Origin of the sequence: Paenibacillus sp. FSL P2-0136 (assembly GCF_037975325.1) — a bacterium.
GTDB lineage: Bacteria > Bacillota > Bacilli > Paenibacillales > Paenibacillaceae > Paenibacillus_AQ > Paenibacillus_AQ silagei.
Genome location: NZ_CP150244.1, coordinates 5144396 through 5165795 on the forward strand (window position 1 = coordinate 5144396; position 21400 = coordinate 5165795).

A 21400-nucleotide genomic window follows, 5' to 3' on the forward strand; every position below is an offset into this window, starting at 1 on the left:
TCCCGACAGCCTAAGTACTCACTCCCTCCTCCATCTACAACGTAGAATAATAGAGAAGATTAAGGCCATTATACACAATATGCACCACGACTCCCGGCCAGATGGAGCCTGTCTTGCGGAACAGGTATGCCACCAGAACGCCGACCATGAATGCGTCTAACAGGATCACGGTGAATCCATGAACCACGCCGAAGATTGCAGCGCTGCCTACGATTCCGGCCCATGGGCCATAACGGTTCAGGGCATTGGCAATGACGCCGCGGAAGACAAATTCCTCGCTGAGCGGCGTGAGGATGGCCCCGGTGATAATCAGAATGAAGAGCGAGAGCGGACCGCCTTGCGCTGCTGTCTGGAAGTCTGCCTGGGTGTTGATCTCGGTAATAAAGTGATAATAGATCCCTTCGATCACAAAACATCCCCCGAACGCGGCAATCCCGATGACGACCGCCACCAGCAGCCATTTCCGCTCCGTCCTCCGAAACCCGAAAGCACGTAAATTGCGAATCCGCAGGGCGTAGGCTGCAAACAGAGCCAGGAAGCCAATCAGACCATTGCCCGCCCCACCGATATTAATACGCAAGATGGCTTGCTCATCAGGAATTTGAAGCATCCAGACACCAAGGAATACGACGCCGATCATATAGAGGGACAGTGCAGTTAGAATCTCCGGCCAGCCGGGCCGGGTGTGAGTCATTTCAGACATGGAAGGGCTGCTCATTGCCATTCCCCCAGATCGTGACCATTTATACACATACTATTTTCCTCCTACTCTTCTCATCGAAGCTCTATTGTGCTGCTCAGACCTATCCTACCAACCCCGCCGGAACGGAACTTAAACGAAACGCTGAATTTTGGCTTAATTTTGTCCCCGCTGTTTAGGTTCTGTTAAGATAACTATGCTATTTTGAACTAGGGTGACAAAATGCCAAATCTATCCGCGATTAAAATCGCGATCATTGACGACGAACCTTCGATCATCACCATGCTGCAAATGGTGCTTCGCCGCGAAGGTTTTCAACAACTATATGGGGCTTCCACTTGTGCTGAAGCTATCAGCCTGGTGCAACGCGTGGTCCCCGATATCGTCCTGCTCGACATCATGCTTCCCGACGGCAGTGGGCTGGAGCTCTGCTCCAAGATCCGCGAATACGGGAATCCTTATATCCTGTTCCTGACAGCCAAGGCCACTGATCTCGATATTCTACGAGGCTTCGCCATGGGCGGGGATGATTATATCACCAAGCCCTTCAACCCCCTGGAGGTGGCCGCAAGAATTCAAGCGCGCATACGCCGGTTGGAGCCGGAAGTCCTGGCGTCCGCTGCTGCGAAGGTTCCCGATGCAGGAATTTACCGGTTCGGCCGTTTCACCGTTAACGAGGCGGAGGGTGAGTTGACTGTAGAGGGACAGCCTATTCCTTGCCCTGCACAGGTCTTCCAGCTATTACTGCACTTCTGCCGGCATCCCGGAATCGTCTTCTCCAAAACCCAGCTCTACGACAAGGTATGGGGCATCAACGGCCAGGGCGATGATTCGACCGTGATGGTGCATATCCGCCGCATCCGGGAGCGGATCGAAATCGATCCCGGCGACCCGAAGCTGCTGCTTACGGTACGCGGACTCGGCTACAAGCTGGTGAAGGAGCCGGGGGATCGATGAAAATCCAGCAGCGCATGGCCTTCCATTTCACGTATCAGTTGATTTTCTATGCTCTAGCGATTGTGACCCTTGCCTTGGCTGCCTGCATCATGTTATTCCAGAACATGACCAGCAATGAGATCCGCCGGAACTTTCCGGTTGGCGTCCTGGAGCAGATTGCCCAAGAAGCCCAGTACAAAGACGGGAAGCTTCACATCTTCTCCCAGTGGAACAAGCTTATTGAGGAGAAAGAGATGTGGCTGCAGGTAGTTAGTGCCGAAGGAGAGGTCGTCTACAGTATCAATACAACTCCCTACCCTGCACTCCCTGCCTCCTACTCCACTGCTCAATTGCTCAATATCCAGGAGACACGGCGACTGGGAGCTTATGCTGTGCAGACACAACTGAACTTCTCGTTTCAGGACCCGCTTCTATATGTACTCGGCTATCCAACCCCTGACCTGGACCAGCTCACGGCGTGGTTCAACGCTTACGGACAGCAAGGAAGGATAAGAAGTGAAGCCGTTCCCCTCTTGGAACAGCAGCTTCGGGAGACTGGCAGTTATCTGCAAGTGATTGATTCTGAGAGTAACACCGTACAAGGCATTGGTGATCAGACGTATGCACCAAAAGCATATCGGCCCCTGGACATTCTCGCCATCCAGCAATCTCCAGACAACTATGACGCGGGGATTGCGGCCCACCGGGACGAGCTGAGCGGAATGACCTGGATCGTCTACACGCCCCATGCAGCAGGACTCCCCCTGAAGCATCCTGTATTGGAAAATGTAACGCCGAGACTCATCTGGACTGCCGTGCTGATCCTGATCCTCGCGCTGTCGGTCTCCATCTGGCATGGCTACCGCTTCGGGCGGCCCCTGATTCTGTTCGCAGGCTGGTTCGAACGGATGGGCCAGGGCCAGTACGATGAGGTGCTGACCGCCAAGGACAAGCGCAAGGTCTTCCGCCGTAATGGCACTATGCGAACCCGCAACAGGCTCTATCAGGAAGTGATTCAAGCCTTTTATCAGATGACTCATCAATTGGCGCAAATCGAGAGGGACCGCAAGAGGCTGGAGAAGGAGCAAGCGGAGTGGATGTCAGGGATCTCCCATGATCTGCGCACACCCCTGGCCACGATTCAAGGCTACGGGTATATGCTGGAGAAGCTGCCTGAGCAATGGAGCCAAGAGGAAATGCGGATCATGGGCGCGACCATCCGGGAAAAAGGGGATTACATGCTGGAGCTGATCTCCGACTTCTCCCTGATCCATCAGCTTAAGCAGAGCGATTCCATCATGGTGCGCCGGGAGACAGATCTGACAGAATTGGTGCGCCGCTCCGTATTAAAGTACGTCAATGACGCCACTATGTCTGAGTATCTATTTCAGTACACCGGGGAAGAGAATTCCCTGCTCATACAGGCAGACGTAACCTGGTTACAGCGGCTGATGGACAATCTGCTGTCCAATGCCGTCAAGCATAATCCGCCCGGCACAACTATTACCGTCACTCTTGCCCGCGTCAACGATAAAGCTTGCATTCGGGTACTCGATAATGGAAAAGGGATGGACGAGGAAACACTGCATCATCTATTCAACCGCTACTACCGCGGAACCAACACCGAGGAATCCACCGACGGCTCCGGCCTCGGCATGAGCATCGCCAAGACCATCGTGGAGGCACACGGCGGGGAAATTAAGGTACATTCGACAATCGGGCAGGGCACGGAGTTTGAGATTGTTTTGCCATGCTAAAATAAGGGCACCAGTTCTAATGAACTGGTGCCCTTATTCCCGTTAAGGCTGAATACTAACCTTGGTCGCGTACCACTTCCCGGATTTTAATTTCAGCGTTAACTGAACAGGTTCTTTGAATGCAAAATTATTATCTTCATATTTCTGAGTTACATATACCTTTGAACCTGCGAAGAAGTGCAGCGGCAATACAAAGCCGATATGATGAGAGCTTGAATGATACTCAAAAGCATCAGATGTCATCCCGCGTTCAACAGGATTTATTTTGCTGTATACTGAAGGACTCATGTAGATCATATCAGCGTCCTTCTTCATCGCTTCTTCTAATATGATTTTGGTATCATGCGATATCCATGCCCCAAACGCGATGTAGGCAATAACAAATAGAAGAATGAATGAAAGGAGTAGGTTTCTCTTATTCATGGGTACCTCCGTTTAAAAATACTGATGTTGAAAGATTCAGAAAACAATTCCATCCTTCTGTAGAGTATACTCTGTAGATATACCAGTTTATATCTTTTATTGTTGAACACAAAGTACTTTAACAATGAAGGAGATGAGCAAGTGGATAGTATTCTAGAGAGCCTGTATCACGGCAACTTGCATCCCGATGAAAATATCATACCCGATGCCCCACAGTACTCCATTTTAAGAAAAAGAACATATGACATCATAGAGGTTTGGAAGAAGCGGCTTTCAGCGGAAGAATTCGACGAATTAGAAGCGCTGTTAGACTTGTATGGCCAAACTCATGGCATGGAGTTGGCGGCTAGTTTCAAGCATGGATTTCGCTTGGGAGCGGGGATTATGGTGGAGGTATTATCGGGGGAGGGGGCCTGCTGGCAGGTTGAGTGCATTTCCAGACAAAGCTAAGAGTAGTTAACAGGATATTGGTCCCAGAATCCGATGCATTTATAGTCACATTTCCATTTTAAAGCCATCCCTGTTTCCTCACACTTTTATATTCATTTAAATCCTGCTTCTCCTTATCAGATCTATGATCTAGCTAAAAATCCAGCCATAGAACATGACTGGATTTTTATTTTATTGTAATTGATTAATTTATGTGGGCCTTTGGTTGCCACAGGCCACCAATCCGCATCACTTACAACTGTCATTGTAATTTCCCCTTTATAGGATGCTCCTGGACCTCCAATAGAACCAGGCGTCAGTCTGTGACCTACATGAACACCTCTAGGAATTCTATACATACCGTTATCTTCAATGTAAGCGTGTATATCTGCCCCTCCTTTGGTGTTATGGTCGGCATCAATATGTGTGTTGAAATCCACTACTACTGTACCATTTGGAGCCTTCAGATCTTCCCCATAGTTTTTTCCGCCAGTGCCTGGATCACGATGGAAATCCCAACTTGCAGTTGCTTCGTGAAGCTTACTTTGATCAAAATCAGATTTATCCGGGAAGCCTGGAACTTTATCACTCACTTCAATCAACCTCCTTAGTTAAATGCAAATGTAGTATTAATTCTAAAATGTGAATTTATTCACAACTTATCGAGGAGTTATTTCAAAAAAAGAAAATCACAGGAAAGATAGCCCGCTTTTCTTGCAAGAAAGCTAACCTAACCTGACCTTCTGTCATAATTCTCATCTGAATTACAACATTGTTCGACTACTGCTTTTGTTAACCTTGGGGTCCATGACCGAATCCCGAGTACCTCAATTTCCGCTGTGTTCGTTGCCTGACTTTATCCGGATATATAATTTCTATTGTTTGACCGGTTCTCATCCTCATGACCGATATTCTTCAAATCCAAAAAAGAACATTTGTTTGCATTTAAATCAAACAAATGCTCTCTAAATAATCCTGATTATATGCGTTAACTCCCATAATTATGTACTTTTAATGTCTTCAATCTATATATCCCAAATATAAGAATTAATGTTTAGACGAATTACATTTTTCGTCTTAGGATAGTCAAGCAACATTACAACATTAATACATATTTTTCAATGAAAGGAGAAAAGAAACTATCAAGTTGTCGGATACATAAATGGTTATAGAAATAACTTATGAAAAACATTATGTGAGGAGATTAATATGAAAAAAATCATTATGTTCTTAACAATATTCATGTGCTTTGTAGCAACTACTGCATTTGCTTCTCCGTCAATTACTGGTTTACAATTTGATGGAACAGTATACAGTGGCACCACTACTGTTCGCAATTACGACACTAATGAGCTCATTGCATCTGAGCCTATTAATGCAAGTTCAATCAAGCTACAAGGTGCAGGAGGATCATACACTGGTAGTGACGGTTCTCCTAATGTAGTTAATGTAAGTATTATTACTGATTCTGGGACTTATCCTATAGGTACCGTGGGATACAATAATGTAATATCAGTGGGTTCGTATCAAAATATCAATAAAATAATATTAACTGGTACTAATAGAGCAAGTTCTGTTAATGTCTTCATAACTATAACGCCGGCGGAAACATCAACGCCAACGCCTACACCAACGGCCACACCGACACCAACACCAACGGTAGCACCAGAACCTACATCAAACCCTACTCCAACACCAGCATTGAAACCAACTCTTGATGTAAATATTGCTCCAGAAAAAATCGGTTTAGGCAAGGAGTTCACTGCAGATATATCACTAAAAAACGTGAAGGATATTTATGCTGAAGATTTTGAAGTGAAGTATGACAAGGAGCATTTAGAGTATCTCGGATTTGAAGAGATAAATGGTTATAAAGTATACAATAAACCCATAGATCAAAACGGCGCCGTCCGCTTTGTAGTAGCCAGTCAAGGCGAAGAATACGGCATAAACAAAGACACAGTTGTCGTAAAGCTCAAGTTTAAGGCCAAATCCAAAGGCACAGCCATTATCGATGCAACTAAAGCGAGGATTGCGGATACCGAAGAGGAATATGACTTGGAGAGAGATAACTGCCTGGAAGACAGTGTCATCATTGAGGCAACGGACGTCAACAAGTCAGGTACTTACACCCTTGTTGACCTTGCAATTGATGCCAGATACTTCAAGTATTTCGCCCCCGATGTTGATCCGGTAAAGTATAATGCTCAGCAAGCCGGTGATGAATATGTGAATGATGATGACCTGCTATTTATTGTTGATCAGCTTTTGAATAATCCGGATTACTTACCTAATACCTAAAGAACGCTAACAAAATGTATATGAGGGGTGTAATAATTGAGAAAGTTAAAACTATTGTTAGCTTTAGTGTTAATGTTTGCTGCTTTGCCTGTACAAGGTGTTTTTGCAAGTGTTGGTCCAGGTACGGTATATATTGATTTTGGTAGTAATGGACAAGATATAGCTAATTTTAAATTCACCGGTACAGGTACTGGAACAGATCTTAAATTTTTTGATATTAATGGGAAGCTATTTTTCGGTACTCCAGTTGGTTCGCCCGTGCCTTTAAGTGGTAGTTTTATAAATGCGCATTCGATATATGTTATGCGATACATGCAAGTAACACTTAATGCAGGAGCTACTCTTACAAATGTGTCGTGGACTAGCTCAACAGGAAGCACTGGAAACACTACGAACATTTCGACTACCAACCCCCTTCTAGACCCATCGCCGACACCAACGGCAACACCGACAGCTACGCCTGAACCAACAGTTTCTCCTACACCTAGTCCTTCACCGACAGCTACTCCGGAGCCTACTGCAACAGTAACACCAACGCCTTCAGCAACGCCGGTGCTGACTGCAACGCCAAAGCCAACTACGACACCAGAACAACCATCAAGTGACCGAGCGCTGCTTACAGTTACGTTTATCAACGGCACCGAAAAGGAATACGACCTTCCATTCGCTGAAGTTGAAGCATTCGTAAACTGGTATGATGCCCGTGATGCAGGCAGAGGCCCAGGCTCGTTTGCAATTGATAAGCACACGAATAACAAAGGCCCTTTCAAAAAACGTAAAGATTATGTAGTTTTCGACAAAATCCTAACCTTTGAAGTAAGTGAGTATACAACAACCTAATAAGTAGTCCCAACACTTACCTCCTCTATCCAAAGTAGCCAAGAGCTATAATTGGATAGAGGAGTTTTTTGTTTGAACACGCCATTTAATGATTATCATAAAGGCATCTATGTTTGGAGGTGGATAACATGTGTGGACGCTTTACAATCACAATAACCCTGGAAGAGATACTATCCCATTACCTAATAGATGATAGCAAAACAGCTACCCTTCAGCCAAACTATAATGTCGCACCTATGCATAACATCCCAGCAGTGATCGCGACTAACGATGGCAAACGTCTTGAGGAGCTTCGTTGGGGGCTTGTACCTTTCTGGGCCAAGGATGACGAGGTCGGCAGCAAGATGATTAATGCTCGAGCTGAGACCGTTGCGCAGAAGCCTGCTTTCAAACGTTTGTTGAAGTCCAAACGCTGCATCATACCAGCGGATGGATTTTACGAGTGGAAAAAGGACGGTTCCACCAAACAGCCCTACCGAATTTTAATGAGTGATGGCAACATATTCTCCTTTGCCGGATTGTATGACACATGGGAAGATCCGGAAGGCAAGAAAATCAGCACATGTACCATCATCACCACAACCCCAAACAGTTTGATGGCAGATATACATGACCGTATGCCAGTGATCCTCTGGTCGGAGGATGAAGCCGATTGGCTGGAGAGAGATAATGACGATATCGAATCCTTATTAAAGCTGCTGAGGCCATATGATGCCTCAAAAATACGGGTTTATAAAGTCCCTTCGGCTGAAGGTAATGTGCGAAATAACTCTGAAGAATTACTTGAGGATATCGGATAAAAACAAGCCCGCCGGGCATGTGCCTGACGGGTTATTTTAAGTAGGCTCTGAATTCAAATCAATCTCGTCTGAACCAGCTTCCGGCGATCTTAATCAGGGTATTATATAAGCAATAAAGTAATGTCTTTTAGGTTCTATTCAATTTTTTCAGCAAACTCAGTAATTGGCAAACTCCCGTAAATACCAATTCGTTTAATTTGGTAATTCCCTTCAGAATCATTAGTACTAATATATTTACCATTATCAGTTGTAACCGCATATAAGTAGCCAGTATTTTTTATGGTATCAATAACATTTGAATTGTACCCACCTACTGGATATGCCATTACGTTGACAGGCTTATTCGTTATCGAAAATATTTTTTGTGCTGATGTCGTATACTCCAGACCTTCATCTACATCTGTTCTTCGAAGATCGATATGGTTGTAAGTATGACTTTGAAAAGAAATAATCCCGCTATCACTCATATTTTTCATTTGACTAACAGATAAATAATTAACATTTGGATTATCAATATACGAGCCAATCATAAAAATTGTAGCTTTTGGATTGAAAGAACTCGTTTGCATTCCTTGTAATATTTGATATGCCTGCATATTATTTGCGTAACCATCATCAAGCGTTATAATGATGGGCTTCTCATAATTTTTATAGTTAGCAATTTGATCAAAAGTTAACATGGTATATCCATTATCTTTAAGGTACTGCATCTGTTTTTCGAAATCCGTTGCCGATACAGCCCCAGTACTGGGATCACCAATTTCATGGTACATCAAGACAGGAACCTGTTTTGCTAACATATTAATCTTAACTTGACCAAGTAAAATTGAAGTTCCATCCACTAACTCACCATAAACAATTACATGATAAATTCCATCTCGATTGCTGAAGTCTGAAATATTGACCGTTGAATTCCAACGATTATTTACATTATCATATGTCATATCGTACCACTTAGAATTATCTATTCCATCATCATCTTTCCAAACAGCAAAATAAGCGCTTGTTAAATTAGGGTTAATCTTATACGCATATACAGGAAATGAATTCCCATTAATAGTTTCGTTGCTAGAAGTTGCAGGGTTTACATTAACTTTCGTATTTGAAATGAGATTGTTTGATCCATCTTCATTAGTCTTAAATATATTAATTTGATATTCACCCATTTTATAATCAAAATTTTGTATATCAATATTATCTACATACTGACCACTGGAATCTTTTGTCATCCCAAACCATTTCGCTGTATTTATTCCATCTTCAGTTCTCCAGACAGCATAAAATACCCCTTGAACATTTGGGAAATTTCTCGCATATAGGTCGAAATTAGATTTATATGTATTTGTTTCACTAGTCCTGACATCTAAATAATTAACCTTAAGCTCGCCGAGAAAATACTCTGCTTTCACGCTCGTTTGTCCTGGATAATTCGCGATTCCATTTTGATAAACAGTTATTGTGTATTCACCTGTGGCGTTAGAAAAATCGTTAAAATATACTTTTGAAGACCAGCGATACACATTACTACTATCTTTTTGCATTGAGTACCACTTTGCCGAATTTGACCCTTCCGAGGTTTTATAAACAGCAAAATAAGGACCAGTATCAATAGAATTATCCGCTTTATGCCACCCCATATACCATATATCACTCGCCGATACTTCAAAATAATCTTTTGTTGTATTGGTACTATCAACAACTAATTTTCCATTGCTAGTAATAGTATTAACTTGAGCCTGTGCTGAAAATGAAAATATACTCATACAAAACGTTAGTAATAAAAATGACAAGCATATTCTTTTTGTCATATTAAGATTCCTCCCACAAGTTAAGAAAACAGATTCAGCAAATACAGATGTAACTATCATTATATTTGTAATGGAACATTATGTATATGTAGGTAAGGAAAATTTTCCTTAATGCAAAAAAACACCCTGCCATTACTGACAGGATTAAATATGAGAAAAGTTATTCTGCTGAATATTCATCCACGCTGAACGTGAGGATCTTATCAAAGATTACATAATCTTTACGGGCGCTAAAGGGTCCTTTATTATTGTTATGTTTGTTGATCGCGTACTTGGCTGGCCCTGTTCCAGTATCTCTTGCATCATACCAATTCAAGAAAGCACTGACCTCTTCAGCCGAAAGATCATATTCTTTATCAAGACCAGTTGTTAGTGTAATAGTAAGTATAGCTCGTTCTCCTGAAGGTTCTGGATCGGGATGATTAACCTTTTGCGGGGTAGCCGATGCTTCATTTGAATTCAGACTTTCACTATTTCCATCCGTTGCTGTTACTACGTAATAATAAGTCATACCATTGATAACAGTATTATCCGTGTATGAGTTACCTGTAACATTGGAAGCGATTGAAGTGTATGGTCCTCCTGTATCGGTAGCACGCTTTACATTGTAACCAGTTGCACCTGTAACAGGTGACCATGTGAGATCAACCATCTTATTTTTCCCTACTGCAACTAGATCTAATGGAGCCTCTTGTTTAGAGCCGATTAACTCCATCTCACCTACCATAATACAATAGCTGTTATTTCCAATATTATTGATCAATTGGACTCTCCAATATCTGAAACTACCAGTAGGTTTCCATACAAATTCTTGAATAGTATCAATTCCTATTGCGGTACCTGAGTATTGTGTTTCCCAGTTCGAATTATCATTTGAGGCTTGCACAACAAAATCCTTCAAATCATATGCGTATTCGTATGATATATCAGCCTTATACTTCAACTTTGAAATGGATTGTTCCTTACCGAAATCAACAGCTATCCATTCGTTTTTTATCGTATTAGTAGAGAATCCAGCATTATTTTCGATCCAAACATTATCAAATGCTTTCTCAGGGCCAAAGTTCCGGGTATCGCCCGGTCTATTCCAAACACTACTTGCTGAAAACGCAGAATTTGGTAACCCATCCGTTAAATCTACTTCTCCAGCAGCATCAGCAAACGCATGATTTTGAAATACAAACATTGATAGTACCAAAGTGAAAGATATTACCGTCTTGATCATTACACTTTTCCAACGTTTCAAAAAATCCATCTCCTTTAATATGTATGCATCAAGCCTACACCATATTAAGGCGAACAAACAGTCTGTTTCTCTACAGAAATTTACAATAAACTTAAGAGTTATTGAGGTAAATTGTGGAATTGAACAAGAGATCAACCAACAAAAATGCACGAATTTAGTACATTGGTAAATTTGAAAGGAGTTATGATGGCAATTATTCCAGAACTAAAGGATGTTCATGTTTTTGCTGAAGGAGATGTGACCGGAGATTTTTGCGTATCCTTAGTTTTAGACATTGGTCCTGCAGATTTAACTGGTGCTGATCAATTCTATGCTACAATTGGGACTGCTCAAGGGATCGCGGATTTTCTAAGTACCAGACCATTTATAATTTGTAGAGGATTTGTGGTAGTTCCTGAATTCAACTTAAAAGCCATTAAAGATTGTATTCAAGTTAGTATTTTGGAATGTGCTAAGGATGACTGGGAACAAACTGCATTGTCAATTAACAGGCTTTTTCCTTGGGAATATGATGAAATGAAGAACTACAAACATTTTTCGCAAAATTAATAAAACCAAAAGTACCCGTGAGCCTTTATATTTAATGCTCATTTTAAAATGCATAGTATTATCCCTCTTATTCTGATAGACTATTTTTGCTAATTATTATCAGAATAAGGGGCTGTTCATAATGATGTTATTTATTTGGGGATTTATTGTAGTTCTCATTATCGGTATTATTTTTGCAGCAAAAAAAGGAATTAAACAAGGGAATGAGCTAAAAGAACAAACCCAAAGCATCGGAGCGTTACAGGGGGTATTCGCAGAACATGTGGAGGGACTTGGCATTGGAAGTGTCGAGTGCAAAATTTTTAGATTTTCTGATCGTGTGCTTATTGATTCAGGCAGACAAAGATTTGAAATATATCTGGCGCAATTCAGAGCCGCTGAAGTTAAAAGTGAGCAAGAATTGATCGATAAAAGCAAAAGCGTTGTGGGTCGTGCAATGATTGGAACGCTTATTGTACCTGGGTTAGGAACAATTGTCGGTGGAATGTCCGGAATAGGAAATAAAAAGAAAACTAGTCACTATATGATATTTAACTTTATAGATGCTCATGGTGAGTTGTCAGCTGTAACTTTTCAAGACACTTTTGCATTTGGTATGAAGGACTTCTGCCAAGGCTTAAATCATTCTCTGCCGACCGGCGAGTCCAGTGTCGTAAGACTGTAACCCATAGCCCGCCGACCAGTTAAGGTTGACGGGCTTCGGCCTATACTTTCGGACTGAACGCCCGGCCCTACTTTCAATCCACCACTAACACCCGCGGCGAAGCACTCTGAATAGACTTGGATGCTGCCCAGCAGCCCAGGCCTGCGGCGATGACACTTAACGGAATCATCGAGGCTATACCTCCCCCGTTCATGATCAGCGGAACTTTAACAATCCCGTAATCCGACAGGATAACGTTCAGCAGTGGTGGCAGGCCTAATAAGCCTAAAGGTATCCCTACCAAAGCTCCGATCCCCGATACGACCAGGATTCCGGTGGTTTCCGACAGTCGGATCTGGCGGGAGGTCATGCCGATGGACTTGTAGATGCCGTAGGTGCGGCTCTCTTTCTTCATATTAATCCGGCAGATACTGTAGATGATTACGAACGTAATGATGATGAATAGCAGCGCCATAACGGATACTGGCAGCACGATGATTTTGACCGCTTGGGAGAATACCTCATCCACCAGCGAAGCCTGACTGGCGATTCCGATTACACTGCCGTACCGCTCTTGCAATTCATTCACGAATGAATCGGTTGAAGTCCCCTCATGCAGATTCATGAAAGTGGTGTTCGTCGCACTTCCATAGTCCGGATTACTCGTTCTGATGACGTCAGCCGTAATCCGCCCCGTATTGGACATGTTTGCAATCGCCTGGTAGATACCGGTGACGGTCAGCGTATGCTTTGTCCCTTCAATATAAATGTCCATTGTATCCCCTGCTTGAATACCCAGCGTTCTAGCGACATTCACTCCAACCGAGATTTCATTGGCAGACACAGGGTTACGGCCGTCCACATTCTCATAGCCTATCTCATCATAGTTCCCGTCCGCCACTGTCAACAAGATCCCCATCGTATCCTGTTTCACGGCAGCCCCGTCCTTCATAGGAATCGGCACCACCGCATTGGCATCCCCGTACCGCGAGTAATTCTTCACCCTTGGATCAGAGAGGACTTCTTCTTGCAGCTGTTCAAAAGTCATTTTAGCCGGGTTATCGATTCTGATGGACAGATCGGCCGAATCATACCCCCATTTGGCAATGGTTCCATGGATAGAAGCAATGCTGTATACGAACAGGAACCCGAAGACGAGTACAGCGGTGGACAACGCCGAGATCAGCACAATCAGCAGCGAACCCCGGATATTCTTGGTGACACTTCTTAGCCCGATAATCATTGAAGTCGGAAGAGCGCCCAGTTGCAGGAGCTTTCTTTTCCATGTTCCAGTTCCTCCTGATTGGTGGGAGTACTCCTTCTCGGACATGCCGTAACGAACGGCTTGGGCAGGCTCCACATGACGCGCCTTATTCGCGAACAGCAGGGCCGAGAGGAGAATAACCACAACGACAGCCGCGCCAGTCCACAGACCTGTACCTGAAAATACATCGTTCATCCCTAATGAACCTGTGTTGAGATAAGCCATAGAACCCGCAACAATGGTGCCGGAGAGGATATTGCTGACCAGCATCCCCGGGATGACCGAGACGAGTGCCAGGAAGGTATATTGCGCAACATAAGCCATAATGACTTTACGGGAGGATAATCCGACAGATTTGATAATCCCGATCGTTCTGTAGTTAGAGAGAATGGCATCGGCAATCGTGAATCCCAAGGTATACAAGGCTACACAGATCATGACAGCAGCCAGAAAAATCATCACGAAGCTGATCACCTGGTTCGCAATCATATAATAGGAAGACAAGCTCTCGAAGTCTTTGACCGACTCCAGATAGGGGGTCCCCAGATACTGTTCGAATCTCTCCCAGTAGGCTCTCTGTTGACTGTAATCCTCAAACCGTAGTCCGGTCATATACTTATCTTCGCCCGGCAAAAGGGTCATATGCTTAGTATAATCCTCATGATTCAGCCAGATTCTCCCGCTCGTCGCAAATGGCGAACAGTAGGAAATATCCACGACGACGGCCGCAACGTTCAACCGGATGGTCCCTTCATCTGTCTTGAATTCAACTGAATCGCCCACATGAATATCATTGGGATACGCCAGCGAGGTGGGAATCCAGGCAGTTCCTGCTTCCGGTGTGCTCTGTTCTTCCCCTTCCACGAACTGCAGCCGGTCCACGGGAAAAGGTCCTGTTGGCGCATCCATCATGAACAAGTCCACATTGGGGATCTCTTTCAAGGCGTGAGACATACTAGACAGATAGCGGTAGCGCATCAAATCCGAGACCGTTACGCCTTGCTCCTCCTCCCACCATTTATGTACCTCGACCGGATCATGGAGGCCATTCTCCATCTGTAATATTTGATGAGCGCCACGGGACTGTTCATGCATACTCTCATACATCCGGTTGGTGTTGTTCAGAACGGATATGGCGGTTGAGAGGAGCAGGGCTGCCAGCATGATGATGATCGCAATGAAGCTGTTTTGTACTTTTTTATGCTTCAGGTTCGTCCAGCATAGTTTCCATACCGCATACATCCGCTACCTCTCCTCCCCTGACATGAACATGAAAATTTGGTTTTCTCTCGCTTTCAACTGATCCGGTGCATATTTGCCTAGCTCCAGAATTCCGTCGATTGTGCCGTCTTTGACCAGGATTAACCGGTCCGCCCTGCACGCAGCCTGGATATCATGCGTCACCATAACGATCGATTGATCATTCTGGTTCATCTCCGTCAACAGATCCAGAATCACTGCGCCCTGCTCCTGGCTTAATGCCCCTGTAGGCTCATCCGCAAAAATCACCTCCGGCGAATTGATGAGCGCCCTGGCAATCGCCGCTCTCTGCTGTTGTCCTCCAGATACCTGGGACGGCAGGCGTCCGGCTTGTGCCCCGATCCCCATCTGGTGCAGCAGGCTTAATGCCTGCTCGTTCACCCCGCTTTTGCTGCGGCCAGCCACGTACCCCGGGAAAGCCACATTCTCCAGCAAAGTGAAATCAGGAACCAGATTGATCGATTGATATACATAGCCGATTTTGTTGGACCGGAAATCCGTAAGTTCCTTCTCTGTGTATGCATCAATTCGCTGTCCCTTGAACATCACTTCTCCGGAAGTGATCCCGTCCAGACCGCTGAGGAGGTAGAGCAACGTAGATTTCCCCGAGCCTGAGCTGCCCATAATCACCGTAAAGTCACTTTGGTATACTTTGAGATTAATGCTTTTGGCGGCGAGATATTGTTCATGGCCTGAGGAGTAAACTTTGCATAGATCAACAGTCTTGATTAAGACTTCTTTCCTGGGATTCTGTGTTATCACACAAGGCCGCCTCCTAAAATCAATCTTATTCTTCTTCCTGCTCTTCACCTAAATACTGTTACTGTTCGATCCTAAGATTGCCAGTGTCAGAGATAAGCTTGACAAGTGGCCCTCCTTCACCGATATAACCGTCCTTATAACCCGGAAGCGTCACCTGAACGGTTCCAGAATCCGCAGAGAATTGAGTACGGAGCGCTTGAGGCGCTTCTGTTGTCTGGATGGTAATATCTCCAGTATCTGAGGTAGCATGGATATCTTGAAGGATGCGCTCAAGCGAGGCGGTGATTTCACCAGTATCCGTTTCCGCATGAATGATCCCCTCCTCTATCTCCAGCTTGATAGAACCCGAGTCGCTTACCACCCGGTATTCCTTCGCCAGGACGGGGCCGACATCAATTCTTCCGGAGTCCGTTACCACCTGCAGCTGGTCTAGCCGGGTCGCAGGAACCCCAACCGTGAGCTTAAGCTCCGTATAGATGTCAAAAAAGCGGAAGCGGTTATCCTGAACAACCTTAATGCTGGTTTGTCCCCGATCCTGAGTGATGTGCAGCTTGTAATCCTTCATTAATGCCTTGGTCGTCTTCCCGCCTAAGGTTGCCTTGATTTCATCTCCCTGAATGGGAACCACATCAATCGTTCCAATCTCGTTTTGAAGAAGAACGCTGGTGGTCTGGTCCATCCGCACAGGTTGTTCAACCGATAGCTCATGCAAATTAAATGGTGAATTGCCTAACAGATACAGCACTACATTTCCAATGACTCCGGCAGCAATCAGGAGCAGAGCAAGTCTGGTTACGTTCCGGGATCTATTTTTCAAAAGAGGTCACATCCTTCTTAATAACTGTCAGATTATACTTCAGGTACCGGATCACAAGATGGTAATACAGCCGGGTGAGCTTTAGTGTTCCAAGGGCTACTAGCAGTCCCACACCAACCAGGCCCAGCATCAGAAAAATGCTATTGATAGACAACGTGACCGACTGATACTGAAGAATTAAAAGAATCGGAGAAATAAGCAGGCAAATGGCAAAGACGAACACCCCGGCAATCACAGTCAAAGAAGTGATAAAAGGCAGCAGAACGATAACTAAGTTGAACAATCCTAAGCTCACCGTTGCCATAACCGCTCTCGTAACGCTTAAGAGCGTTGGGGATTTGTCCGCTCTCTCAATTTGCGACTGGGTCAGTAGTTCACGGGCGATCAACCGGGGATGGCCCAGCTTGGAGATCACTTCTGCTTCAGACCGCCCGCTTAGTTGGGCAAACTCGAAATGCTCCCGGAATTCACCCATAAGATCGGCACATTCCTCAGGAGGAAGCAGCTTCAGATAACGTGCCAATTCATTCAGATAGGCCTCTTTATTCAATCCGATCCCCCCCAATGATCTCCTGCACTCCTATGGCAAAAGCATTCCATTCCTCTATCATGTCGTTCATGACTCTCCTTCCCTCATCGGTAATCTTATAGTACTTCCGGGGCGGCCCCTCGCCCGATTCAGATAAATAGGTGGAAAATAACCCTTCCGTAGCCAGTCTTCTTAATAACGGATAGATCGTGCCCTCCGCTATGGCGAATTTCTGCGAGATCTGCTCCACAAGCTCATATCCGTAACGGTCCTTCTGCGATGTTAAAACAAGAACACAAAGCTCCAGCACACCCTTCTTGAACTGAACATTCAATACTTATCACCACGCTTTATTTAGTACTGTGTAATACACAGTAGTTACTAATACAAAGATTACCATCCACTACTGTTTAATGCAAGGTAGTTGGAGGTAATAGTTGTATTTCACGTTTACTCATAATTTTCTCACTCCTTAACATTAATCCTTCATATGATTTTTTTAAGCTATGGGCATATGCCGTGATGGATATAGGTTATAGTCCATAGACTGTTGACGAGATAGTATTTGAGGAGGTTTACCCATGGAAACGAATTATCAACAAGTTGCCTGGAATTGTATGAATAAATATGTTGGTATTACTACAAGCGATGGTCAGTCTCACGACGGGTTTGTTGCTCATATCGATCAGAACTATATTACACTTGCCATTCCCACCAATGAAATGGTGGGCCAGATGAACGGAATGCCTGCTAACGCAACAACCTACAGACAATTCGGATACTATCCGGGTTTCTACCCGCGCCGCCGCTTTTATCCAAGACCGATCCCCTTTGGTGCCATTACAGCTTTGTACTTGCTTCCATTTTTTATTTAATAATGATTAGGGAATTCGTTATTGCATGGGCATCCGCCCAGTTCTTTATGTGGGCATTAGCATAGGATGATGTATAACCATTCGGGAGGTAACAAAGTGCTGAATAATCAAATGTATCCAATGCAGCAACAAATGCCGCAAGCAATCATGGTATATCCTATTGACCCCTACGTAGTCGAAACCTTAATGTCTGTAAAAGGTAAACAGGTAGTGCTCGAAACCACTCGCGGAGGGATTAGCGGCTGCTTAGTGGAAGTTAAGCCAGACCACGTTGTATTGGATACCAGGGGCCGGAAGTTTTTCGTACGAATCTGCGAGATTGTCTGGATCATGCCAGAATAGATTTCTGTGAAGGAGCTACGATAGTAGAGATCCCCTCAGTGTTACCCTAGCTGGGCGAGGATGGCAGCCGCCTTATGATCAGACATGCGCTTGAGGCAGGAATCAACTTATTCGATACCGCTAATTTGTATTCGCACGGAACCAGCGAGGAAAGTGTCAGCAGGGCGCCTCCACCATGAGAACTTGGCAGTTCGCCAAGGCCCTGCATCTCCAGAAACAGAACGGTTGGACCCGCTTCATCTCCATGCAACACAACTACAACTTAATCGCCCGCGAAGAAGAAAACGAGATGATCCCGCTCTGTGCCGACGAGGGGATTCAGACCATGGTCTTCAGTCCGCTGTCGCGTGGGGTCCTGGCCCGGCCTTGGGGTGCAAAAACTGCCCGCATGGCCGCAACCGTTGGACATGAGGTTGCGATTCCGGGTGGGGGGAAGTGAATTGAACGGAGCAAGAGGCCCATGCGGGGTTGCATGGGCCTCTTGCTCCGTTCTCTTTAATTAGGGGTCCTGACCCTTGAAGACCGATCCGATTACATTCAAGAAGCTTGCGTCGCATACAATCGTGCATAAATGCCGCCGCTACGCAGCAGTTCCTCATGCGTACCCGTCTCGGCAATCTCTGTGCCCTCCAGCACGACGATCTGGTCGGCATGACGGACCGTGGATAGCCGATGGGCAATCACCAGTGTTGTGCGATCCTTCGATATTTCGTCCAGCGCCTGCTGAATCTCTTGCTCGGTCTTGGTATCCAGCGCTGATGTCGCTTCATCCAGAATGAGAATCGGTGCATTGCGAAGAATTGCCCGTGCGATCGAAATCCGCTGCTTCTGCCCTCCTGACAATCGTACACCGCGTTCACCAATCACCGTATCGTAGCCTTGCTCCATCTGTGCTATGAAATCATGCGCTTTCGCCGCCTTCGCTGCGGCCATCACATCTTTCCCGGTCGCGTCTGCCCATCCATAAGCGATATTGTCATACACCGTGCCGTCAAACAGGAAGGTATCCTGCAGCACCATCGAGATATTGTCACGCAGGCTGGAGAGGGTCACATCCCGAATGTCGATGCCATCCACTTGAATCGAACCGGTCTGCGGGTCGTAGAACCGGTTAACGAGACTGGCTAATGTCGTCTTTCCTACTCCGGTTGTACCTACAATCGCCACCGTCTTTCCAGGCTCAATCGTCAGGTTCAGCCCTTCTAGTACAGGAGCACCATCCGGATATACGAATGTGACATTTTGAAAGGATATCTGTCCTTGGATACGAGGCAAATGGACTGCATTTCGCTTCTCCTGTATGTCTTCCTCTTCTTCCAGCACATCATATACCCGTTTAAGGCCAGCAGCGGCTCTCCCCGACATTTCCACCAAGCTGGAAAAGGACTTCACCGGTTGATAAAACATACCAAGGTAGGCGATGAATCCAATGATATCAGCAATACTTACCTCGCCTGTTGCCATCAATCTGCCGCCTAGTATCACGACAAGCACGGTACCCAGCGCGGTCACAAATGCCAGCAACGGCACAGAGGTCTCATAGAACAGACTGGCACGCAAATAGGTCTTCGTATGTTTCATAGCCAGACGGGAAACGTTGCCCCGCTCCTCCTCCTGCCGATTGAAAATTTGGATTTCCTTCATACCCGACAAGTTCTCCTGCACCTTGCCAGCAATCTCTCCCCGCGCCTTGGAATTCTCTCCCCATAGCGGTGACAAGCGTTTGCTTTGCCATACCGTGATTGCAAGCAGCAACGGAATTGTGATCAGACTGATCAGTGCCAGCTTCACATTGATCGTCAAGAGAAGAATGCCTACTCCGATAAAGGTCAGTGCGTTGATGATAAAGTCAGGAATAGCATGGGCAATGAAAATTTCTGCCTCCATCGCATCATTCACAACGCGCCCGGTCAAGTCACCCGTCCGGCTTCGGTGGAAATAGCGCAAGCTCATCTGCTGATATTTGCTATACAATCTTGTTCTTAAATCTGCTACATAATGAAGTGCCGCATAATGGTTCATATAGCCGGCCAGTGATGTTCCGATGGCTTGCAGACAAGTGGCTCCAAGCAGCAACAGACCAATCTTCAGCGCTTCCGCGGCAAACCGGCTGCTACCTTCGGTCGCCAATTGTGTCAACGAGCGGAGCGCCCAGGGCAAATAAAACCCGGCAATCGTGGCCATCACGATACCGGCAAATCCAATGCCTAACTGCAGCCAGTATTTCCGTGCGCCCAGCAGGACACGCCATGCGGTTCTCATGTGGCAATCGACTCCTTCTGTTCCTCAGCTTGCAGGAATCCTTGATCTGCTTCTTGGTCTCTACGCTTATCACGCAATAGCTCGTACGTCACATACACCGGCCGCCCTGTTCGCGGTTCCAGCATAATCTCGGCATCAATGGCAAACACCTCACGCAGCGTCTGTACCGTCATTACACGCTCTGGCGAGCCATGCTCCACCACCTGGCCCTCACGAATCGCCACCATATAGTCGGAGAAACGCGCTGCCAGATTCAGGTCATGCAGCACCATCACAATCGTCACCTGCTGACTGCGATTCAGTTCATAGAGCAGTTCCAGCACTTCGAGCTGATGCGCCAGGTCCAGATAGGTGGTGGGTTCATCCAGCAGGATCAGATCGGTCTGCTGGGTGAGCGCCATCGCAATCCATACGCGCTGACGCTGACCGCCAGAGAGCGTATCCACCTCACGATGCTCAAACGCTGTAAGCTGTGTAACCGATAGCGCCCAGGTGACTACTTGCTTATCCTCTTTGGAGAGCTTGCCGAAACCCCGTTGATGAGGAAAACGCCCATAGGCGACTAATTGGCCGACCGTCAAGCCGCTCGGTGCGGTTGGCGTCTGCGGCAGAATCGCCATCTGCTTGGCGACTTCCTTGGTGGACAGTGTGCGGATATCGGCACCATTCAGATAGACCGTACCATTATTCGTCTTGAGCAGCCGGCCGACTGCCTTGAGTACGGTTGATTTGCCGCATCCATTGGGACCAATAATCGAGGTGATCTGTCCACGCGGAATCTGCAAATCCAGTTCTTTGACGATAAGCGTGTCATTATAGGCAATATCAATTTGCTCTGCTGTAATACTTTCCATGAC

24 protein-coding genes are annotated in these 21400 nt (G+C 45.7%); 12 read left to right on the top strand and 12 right to left on the bottom strand.

Features of this window, described 5'->3' with window-relative positions:
- Positions 1-34: 34 nt before the first annotated feature.
- Entirely contained in the window at positions 35-703 is a 669-nt protein-coding gene (locus NYE26_RS21755; RefSeq protein WP_339250080.1) for a type II CAAX endopeptidase family protein, read from the bottom strand.
- 219 nt (positions 704-922) lie between these two features.
- Here NYE26_RS21755 and NYE26_RS21760 point away from each other — a divergent pair, with 219 nt between their 5' ends.
- Positions 923-1657, top strand: a complete 735-nt coding sequence (locus NYE26_RS21760; RefSeq protein WP_339250082.1) for a response regulator transcription factor — start codon at positions 923-925, stop codon at positions 1655-1657.
- Positions 1654-3393 carry a HAMP domain-containing sensor histidine kinase gene (locus tag NYE26_RS21765; protein WP_339250084.1) on the top strand — a complete coding sequence of 580 codons (1740 nt, stop codon included), beginning with the start codon at positions 1654-1656 and terminating at the stop codon, positions 3391-3393. Before NYE26_RS21760 ends, NYE26_RS21765 begins: the two co-directional genes overlap by 4 nt.
- Before the next feature lie 42 nt (positions 3394-3435).
- Here NYE26_RS21765 and NYE26_RS21770 read toward each other — a convergent pair whose 3' ends face one another.
- Complete coding sequence (locus NYE26_RS21770; RefSeq protein WP_339250086.1) at positions 3436-3816, bottom strand: hypothetical protein; 381 nt, start codon at positions 3814-3816, stop codon at positions 3436-3438.
- A gap of 141 nt (positions 3817-3957) precedes the next feature.
- On the opposite strand from NYE26_RS21770, the gene NYE26_RS21775 reads away from it, so the two are divergent.
- A complete protein-coding gene (locus tag NYE26_RS21775) occupies positions 3958-4266 on the top strand; it encodes a DUF6809 family protein (RefSeq protein ID WP_339250088.1) in 309 nt (102 codons plus the stop codon).
- A 122-nt stretch (positions 4267-4388) separates the two neighbouring features.
- On the opposite strand, the gene NYE26_RS21780 is transcribed toward NYE26_RS21775, so the two are convergent.
- On the bottom strand, positions 4389-4838 hold the full coding sequence (locus NYE26_RS21780; protein WP_339250090.1) for a hypothetical protein: 450 nt from the start codon (positions 4836-4838) through the stop codon (positions 4389-4391).
- Between the two features lie 616 nt (positions 4839-5454).
- Here NYE26_RS21780 and NYE26_RS21785 point away from each other — a divergent pair.
- From NYE26_RS21785 to NYE26_RS21795, 3 genes are all read left to right on the top strand, one after another.
- Positions 5455-6546, top strand: a complete 1092-nt coding sequence (locus NYE26_RS21785; protein ID WP_339250092.1) for a cohesin domain-containing protein — start codon at positions 5455-5457, stop codon at positions 6544-6546.
- A gap of 36 nt (positions 6547-6582) precedes the next feature.
- Entirely contained in the window at positions 6583-7386 is an 804-nt protein-coding gene (locus NYE26_RS21790) for a hypothetical protein (RefSeq protein ID WP_339250094.1), read from the top strand.
- A gap of 128 nt (positions 7387-7514) precedes the next feature.
- Positions 7515-8186 (top strand): SOS response-associated peptidase, encoded by a 672-nt coding sequence (locus NYE26_RS21795; protein WP_339250095.1) that lies wholly within the window; start codon positions 7515-7517, stop codon positions 8184-8186.
- 134 nt (positions 8187-8320) lie between these two features.
- Here the strand turns inward: NYE26_RS21795 and NYE26_RS21800 are convergent, their stop codons facing one another.
- Positions 8321-9994 (bottom strand): GBS Bsp-like repeat-containing protein, encoded by a 1674-nt coding sequence (locus NYE26_RS21800; protein ID WP_339250096.1) that lies wholly within the window; start codon positions 9992-9994, stop codon positions 8321-8323.
- A 160-nt stretch (positions 9995-10154) separates the two neighbouring features.
- A complete protein-coding gene (locus tag NYE26_RS21805) occupies positions 10155-11240 on the bottom strand; it encodes a discoidin domain-containing protein (RefSeq protein WP_339250097.1) in 1086 nt (361 codons plus the stop codon).
- Between the two features lie 183 nt (positions 11241-11423).
- On the opposite strand from NYE26_RS21805, the gene NYE26_RS21810 reads away from it, so the two are divergent.
- Positions 11424-11789, top strand: coding sequence for an Imm8 family immunity protein (locus NYE26_RS21810; protein ID WP_339250098.1), 366 nt, complete (start codon positions 11424-11426; stop codon positions 11787-11789).
- A 121-nt stretch (positions 11790-11910) separates the two neighbouring features.
- Positions 11911-12453, top strand: coding sequence for a hypothetical protein (locus NYE26_RS21815; protein WP_339250100.1), 543 nt, complete (start codon positions 11911-11913; stop codon positions 12451-12453).
- 73 nt (positions 12454-12526) lie between these two features.
- Here the strand turns inward: NYE26_RS21815 and NYE26_RS21820 are convergent, their stop codons facing one another.
- The 5 genes from NYE26_RS21820 to NYE26_RS21840 are packed head-to-tail and all read right to left on the bottom strand — an operon-like array spanning position 12527 to position 17398.
- Positions 12527-14938, bottom strand: a complete 2412-nt coding sequence (locus NYE26_RS21820) for an FtsX-like permease family protein (protein ID WP_339250102.1) — start codon at positions 14936-14938, stop codon at positions 12527-12529.
- A gap of 3 nt (positions 14939-14941) precedes the next feature.
- Positions 14942-15718: an ABC transporter ATP-binding protein gene (locus tag NYE26_RS21825; RefSeq protein WP_339250104.1), complete on the bottom strand. Its 777-nt coding sequence runs from the start codon at positions 15716-15718 to the stop codon at positions 14942-14944.
- A 58-nt stretch (positions 15719-15776) separates the two neighbouring features.
- Positions 15777-16535, bottom strand: coding sequence for a DUF4097 family beta strand repeat-containing protein (locus NYE26_RS21830; RefSeq protein WP_339250106.1), 759 nt, complete (start codon positions 16533-16535; stop codon positions 15777-15779).
- Positions 16525-17085, bottom strand: a complete 561-nt coding sequence (locus NYE26_RS21835; protein WP_339250108.1) for a DUF1700 domain-containing protein — start codon at positions 17083-17085, stop codon at positions 16525-16527. The genes NYE26_RS21830 and NYE26_RS21835 overlap by 11 nt, the downstream gene beginning before the upstream one ends.
- A complete protein-coding gene (locus NYE26_RS21840; RefSeq protein WP_339250110.1) occupies positions 17078-17398 on the bottom strand; it encodes a PadR family transcriptional regulator in 321 nt (106 codons plus the stop codon). Before NYE26_RS21840 ends, NYE26_RS21835 begins: the two co-directional genes overlap by 8 nt.
- A gap of 247 nt (positions 17399-17645) precedes the next feature.
- On the opposite strand from NYE26_RS21840, the gene NYE26_RS21845 reads away from it, so the two are divergent.
- The 4 genes from NYE26_RS21845 (at position 17646) to NYE26_RS21860 (ending at position 18720) form a co-directional block, all read left to right on the top strand.
- Positions 17646-17939: a phosphatidylinositol kinase gene (locus NYE26_RS21845; protein ID WP_339250112.1), complete on the top strand. Its 294-nt coding sequence runs from the start codon at positions 17646-17648 to the stop codon at positions 17937-17939.
- 111 nt (positions 17940-18050) lie between these two features.
- Positions 18051-18281 carry a YuzF family protein gene (locus NYE26_RS21850; protein ID WP_076076371.1) on the top strand — a complete coding sequence of 77 codons (231 nt, stop codon included), beginning with the start codon at positions 18051-18053 and terminating at the stop codon, positions 18279-18281.
- A gap of 74 nt (positions 18282-18355) precedes the next feature.
- Positions 18356-18460 carry an aldo/keto reductase gene (locus NYE26_RS21855; RefSeq protein WP_339250114.1) on the top strand — a complete coding sequence of 35 codons (105 nt, stop codon included), beginning with the start codon at positions 18356-18358 and terminating at the stop codon, positions 18458-18460.
- Positions 18457-18720, top strand: a complete 264-nt coding sequence (locus NYE26_RS21860) for an aldo/keto reductase (RefSeq protein ID WP_339250116.1) — start codon at positions 18457-18459, stop codon at positions 18718-18720. The genes NYE26_RS21855 and NYE26_RS21860 overlap by 4 nt, the downstream gene beginning before the upstream one ends.
- 98 nt (positions 18721-18818) lie before the next feature.
- Here NYE26_RS21860 and NYE26_RS21865 read toward each other — a convergent pair whose 3' ends face one another.
- Positions 18819-20543, bottom strand: a complete 1725-nt coding sequence (locus tag NYE26_RS21865; RefSeq protein ID WP_339250118.1) for an ABC transporter ATP-binding protein — start codon at positions 20541-20543, stop codon at positions 18819-18821.
- Positions 20540-21397, bottom strand: a complete 858-nt coding sequence (locus NYE26_RS21870; protein WP_339250120.1) for an ABC transporter ATP-binding protein — start codon at positions 21395-21397, stop codon at positions 20540-20542. The genes NYE26_RS21865 and NYE26_RS21870 overlap by 4 nt, the downstream gene beginning before the upstream one ends.
- Positions 21398-21400 lie beyond the last annotated feature (3 nt).

Bases quoted from the DNA above. Each gene is read 5' to 3' on its own strand.
- NYE26_RS21755 (WP_339250080.1), bottom strand. From the start codon at position 703: ATGTCTGAAATGACTCACACCCGGCCCGGCTGGCCGGAGATTCTAACT.
- NYE26_RS21760 (WP_339250082.1), top strand. From the start codon at position 923: ATGCCAAATCTATCCGCGATTAAAATCGCGATCATTGACGACGAACCT.
- NYE26_RS21765 (WP_339250084.1), top strand. From the start codon at position 1,654: ATGAAAATCCAGCAGCGCATGGCCTTCCATTTCACGTATCAGTTGATT.
- NYE26_RS21770 (WP_339250086.1), bottom strand. From the start codon at position 3,816: ATGAATAAGAGAAACCTACTCCTTTCATTCATTCTTCTATTTGTTATT.
- NYE26_RS21785 (WP_339250092.1), top strand. From the start codon at position 5,455: ATGAAAAAAATCATTATGTTCTTAACAATATTCATGTGCTTTGTAGCA.
- NYE26_RS21795 (WP_339250095.1), top strand. From the start codon at position 7,515: ATGTGTGGACGCTTTACAATCACAATAACCCTGGAAGAGATACTATCC.
- NYE26_RS21800 (WP_339250096.1), bottom strand. From the start codon at position 9,994: ATGACAAAAAGAATATGCTTGTCATTTTTATTACTAACGTTTTGTATG.
- NYE26_RS21810 (WP_339250098.1), top strand. From the start codon at position 11,424: ATGATGGCAATTATTCCAGAACTAAAGGATGTTCATGTTTTTGCTGAA.
- NYE26_RS21815 (WP_339250100.1), top strand. From the start codon at position 11,911: ATGATGTTATTTATTTGGGGATTTATTGTAGTTCTCATTATCGGTATT.
- NYE26_RS21820 (WP_339250102.1), bottom strand. From the start codon at position 14,938: ATGTATGCGGTATGGAAACTATGCTGGACGAACCTGAAGCATAAAAAA.
- NYE26_RS21845 (WP_339250112.1), top strand. From the start codon at position 17,646: ATGGAAACGAATTATCAACAAGTTGCCTGGAATTGTATGAATAAATAT.
- NYE26_RS21850 (WP_076076371.1), top strand. From the start codon at position 18,051: ATGTATCCAATGCAGCAACAAATGCCGCAAGCAATCATGGTATATCCT.
- NYE26_RS21855 (WP_339250114.1), top strand. From the start codon at position 18,356: ATGATCAGACATGCGCTTGAGGCAGGAATCAACTTATTCGATACCGCT.
- NYE26_RS21860 (WP_339250116.1), top strand. From the start codon at position 18,457: ATGAGAACTTGGCAGTTCGCCAAGGCCCTGCATCTCCAGAAACAGAAC.
- NYE26_RS21865 (WP_339250118.1), bottom strand. From the start codon at position 20,543: ATGAGAACCGCATGGCGTGTCCTGCTGGGCGCACGGAAATACTGGCTG.
- NYE26_RS21870 (WP_339250120.1), bottom strand. From the start codon at position 21,397: ATGGAAAGTATTACAGCAGAGCAAATTGATATTGCCTATAATGACACG.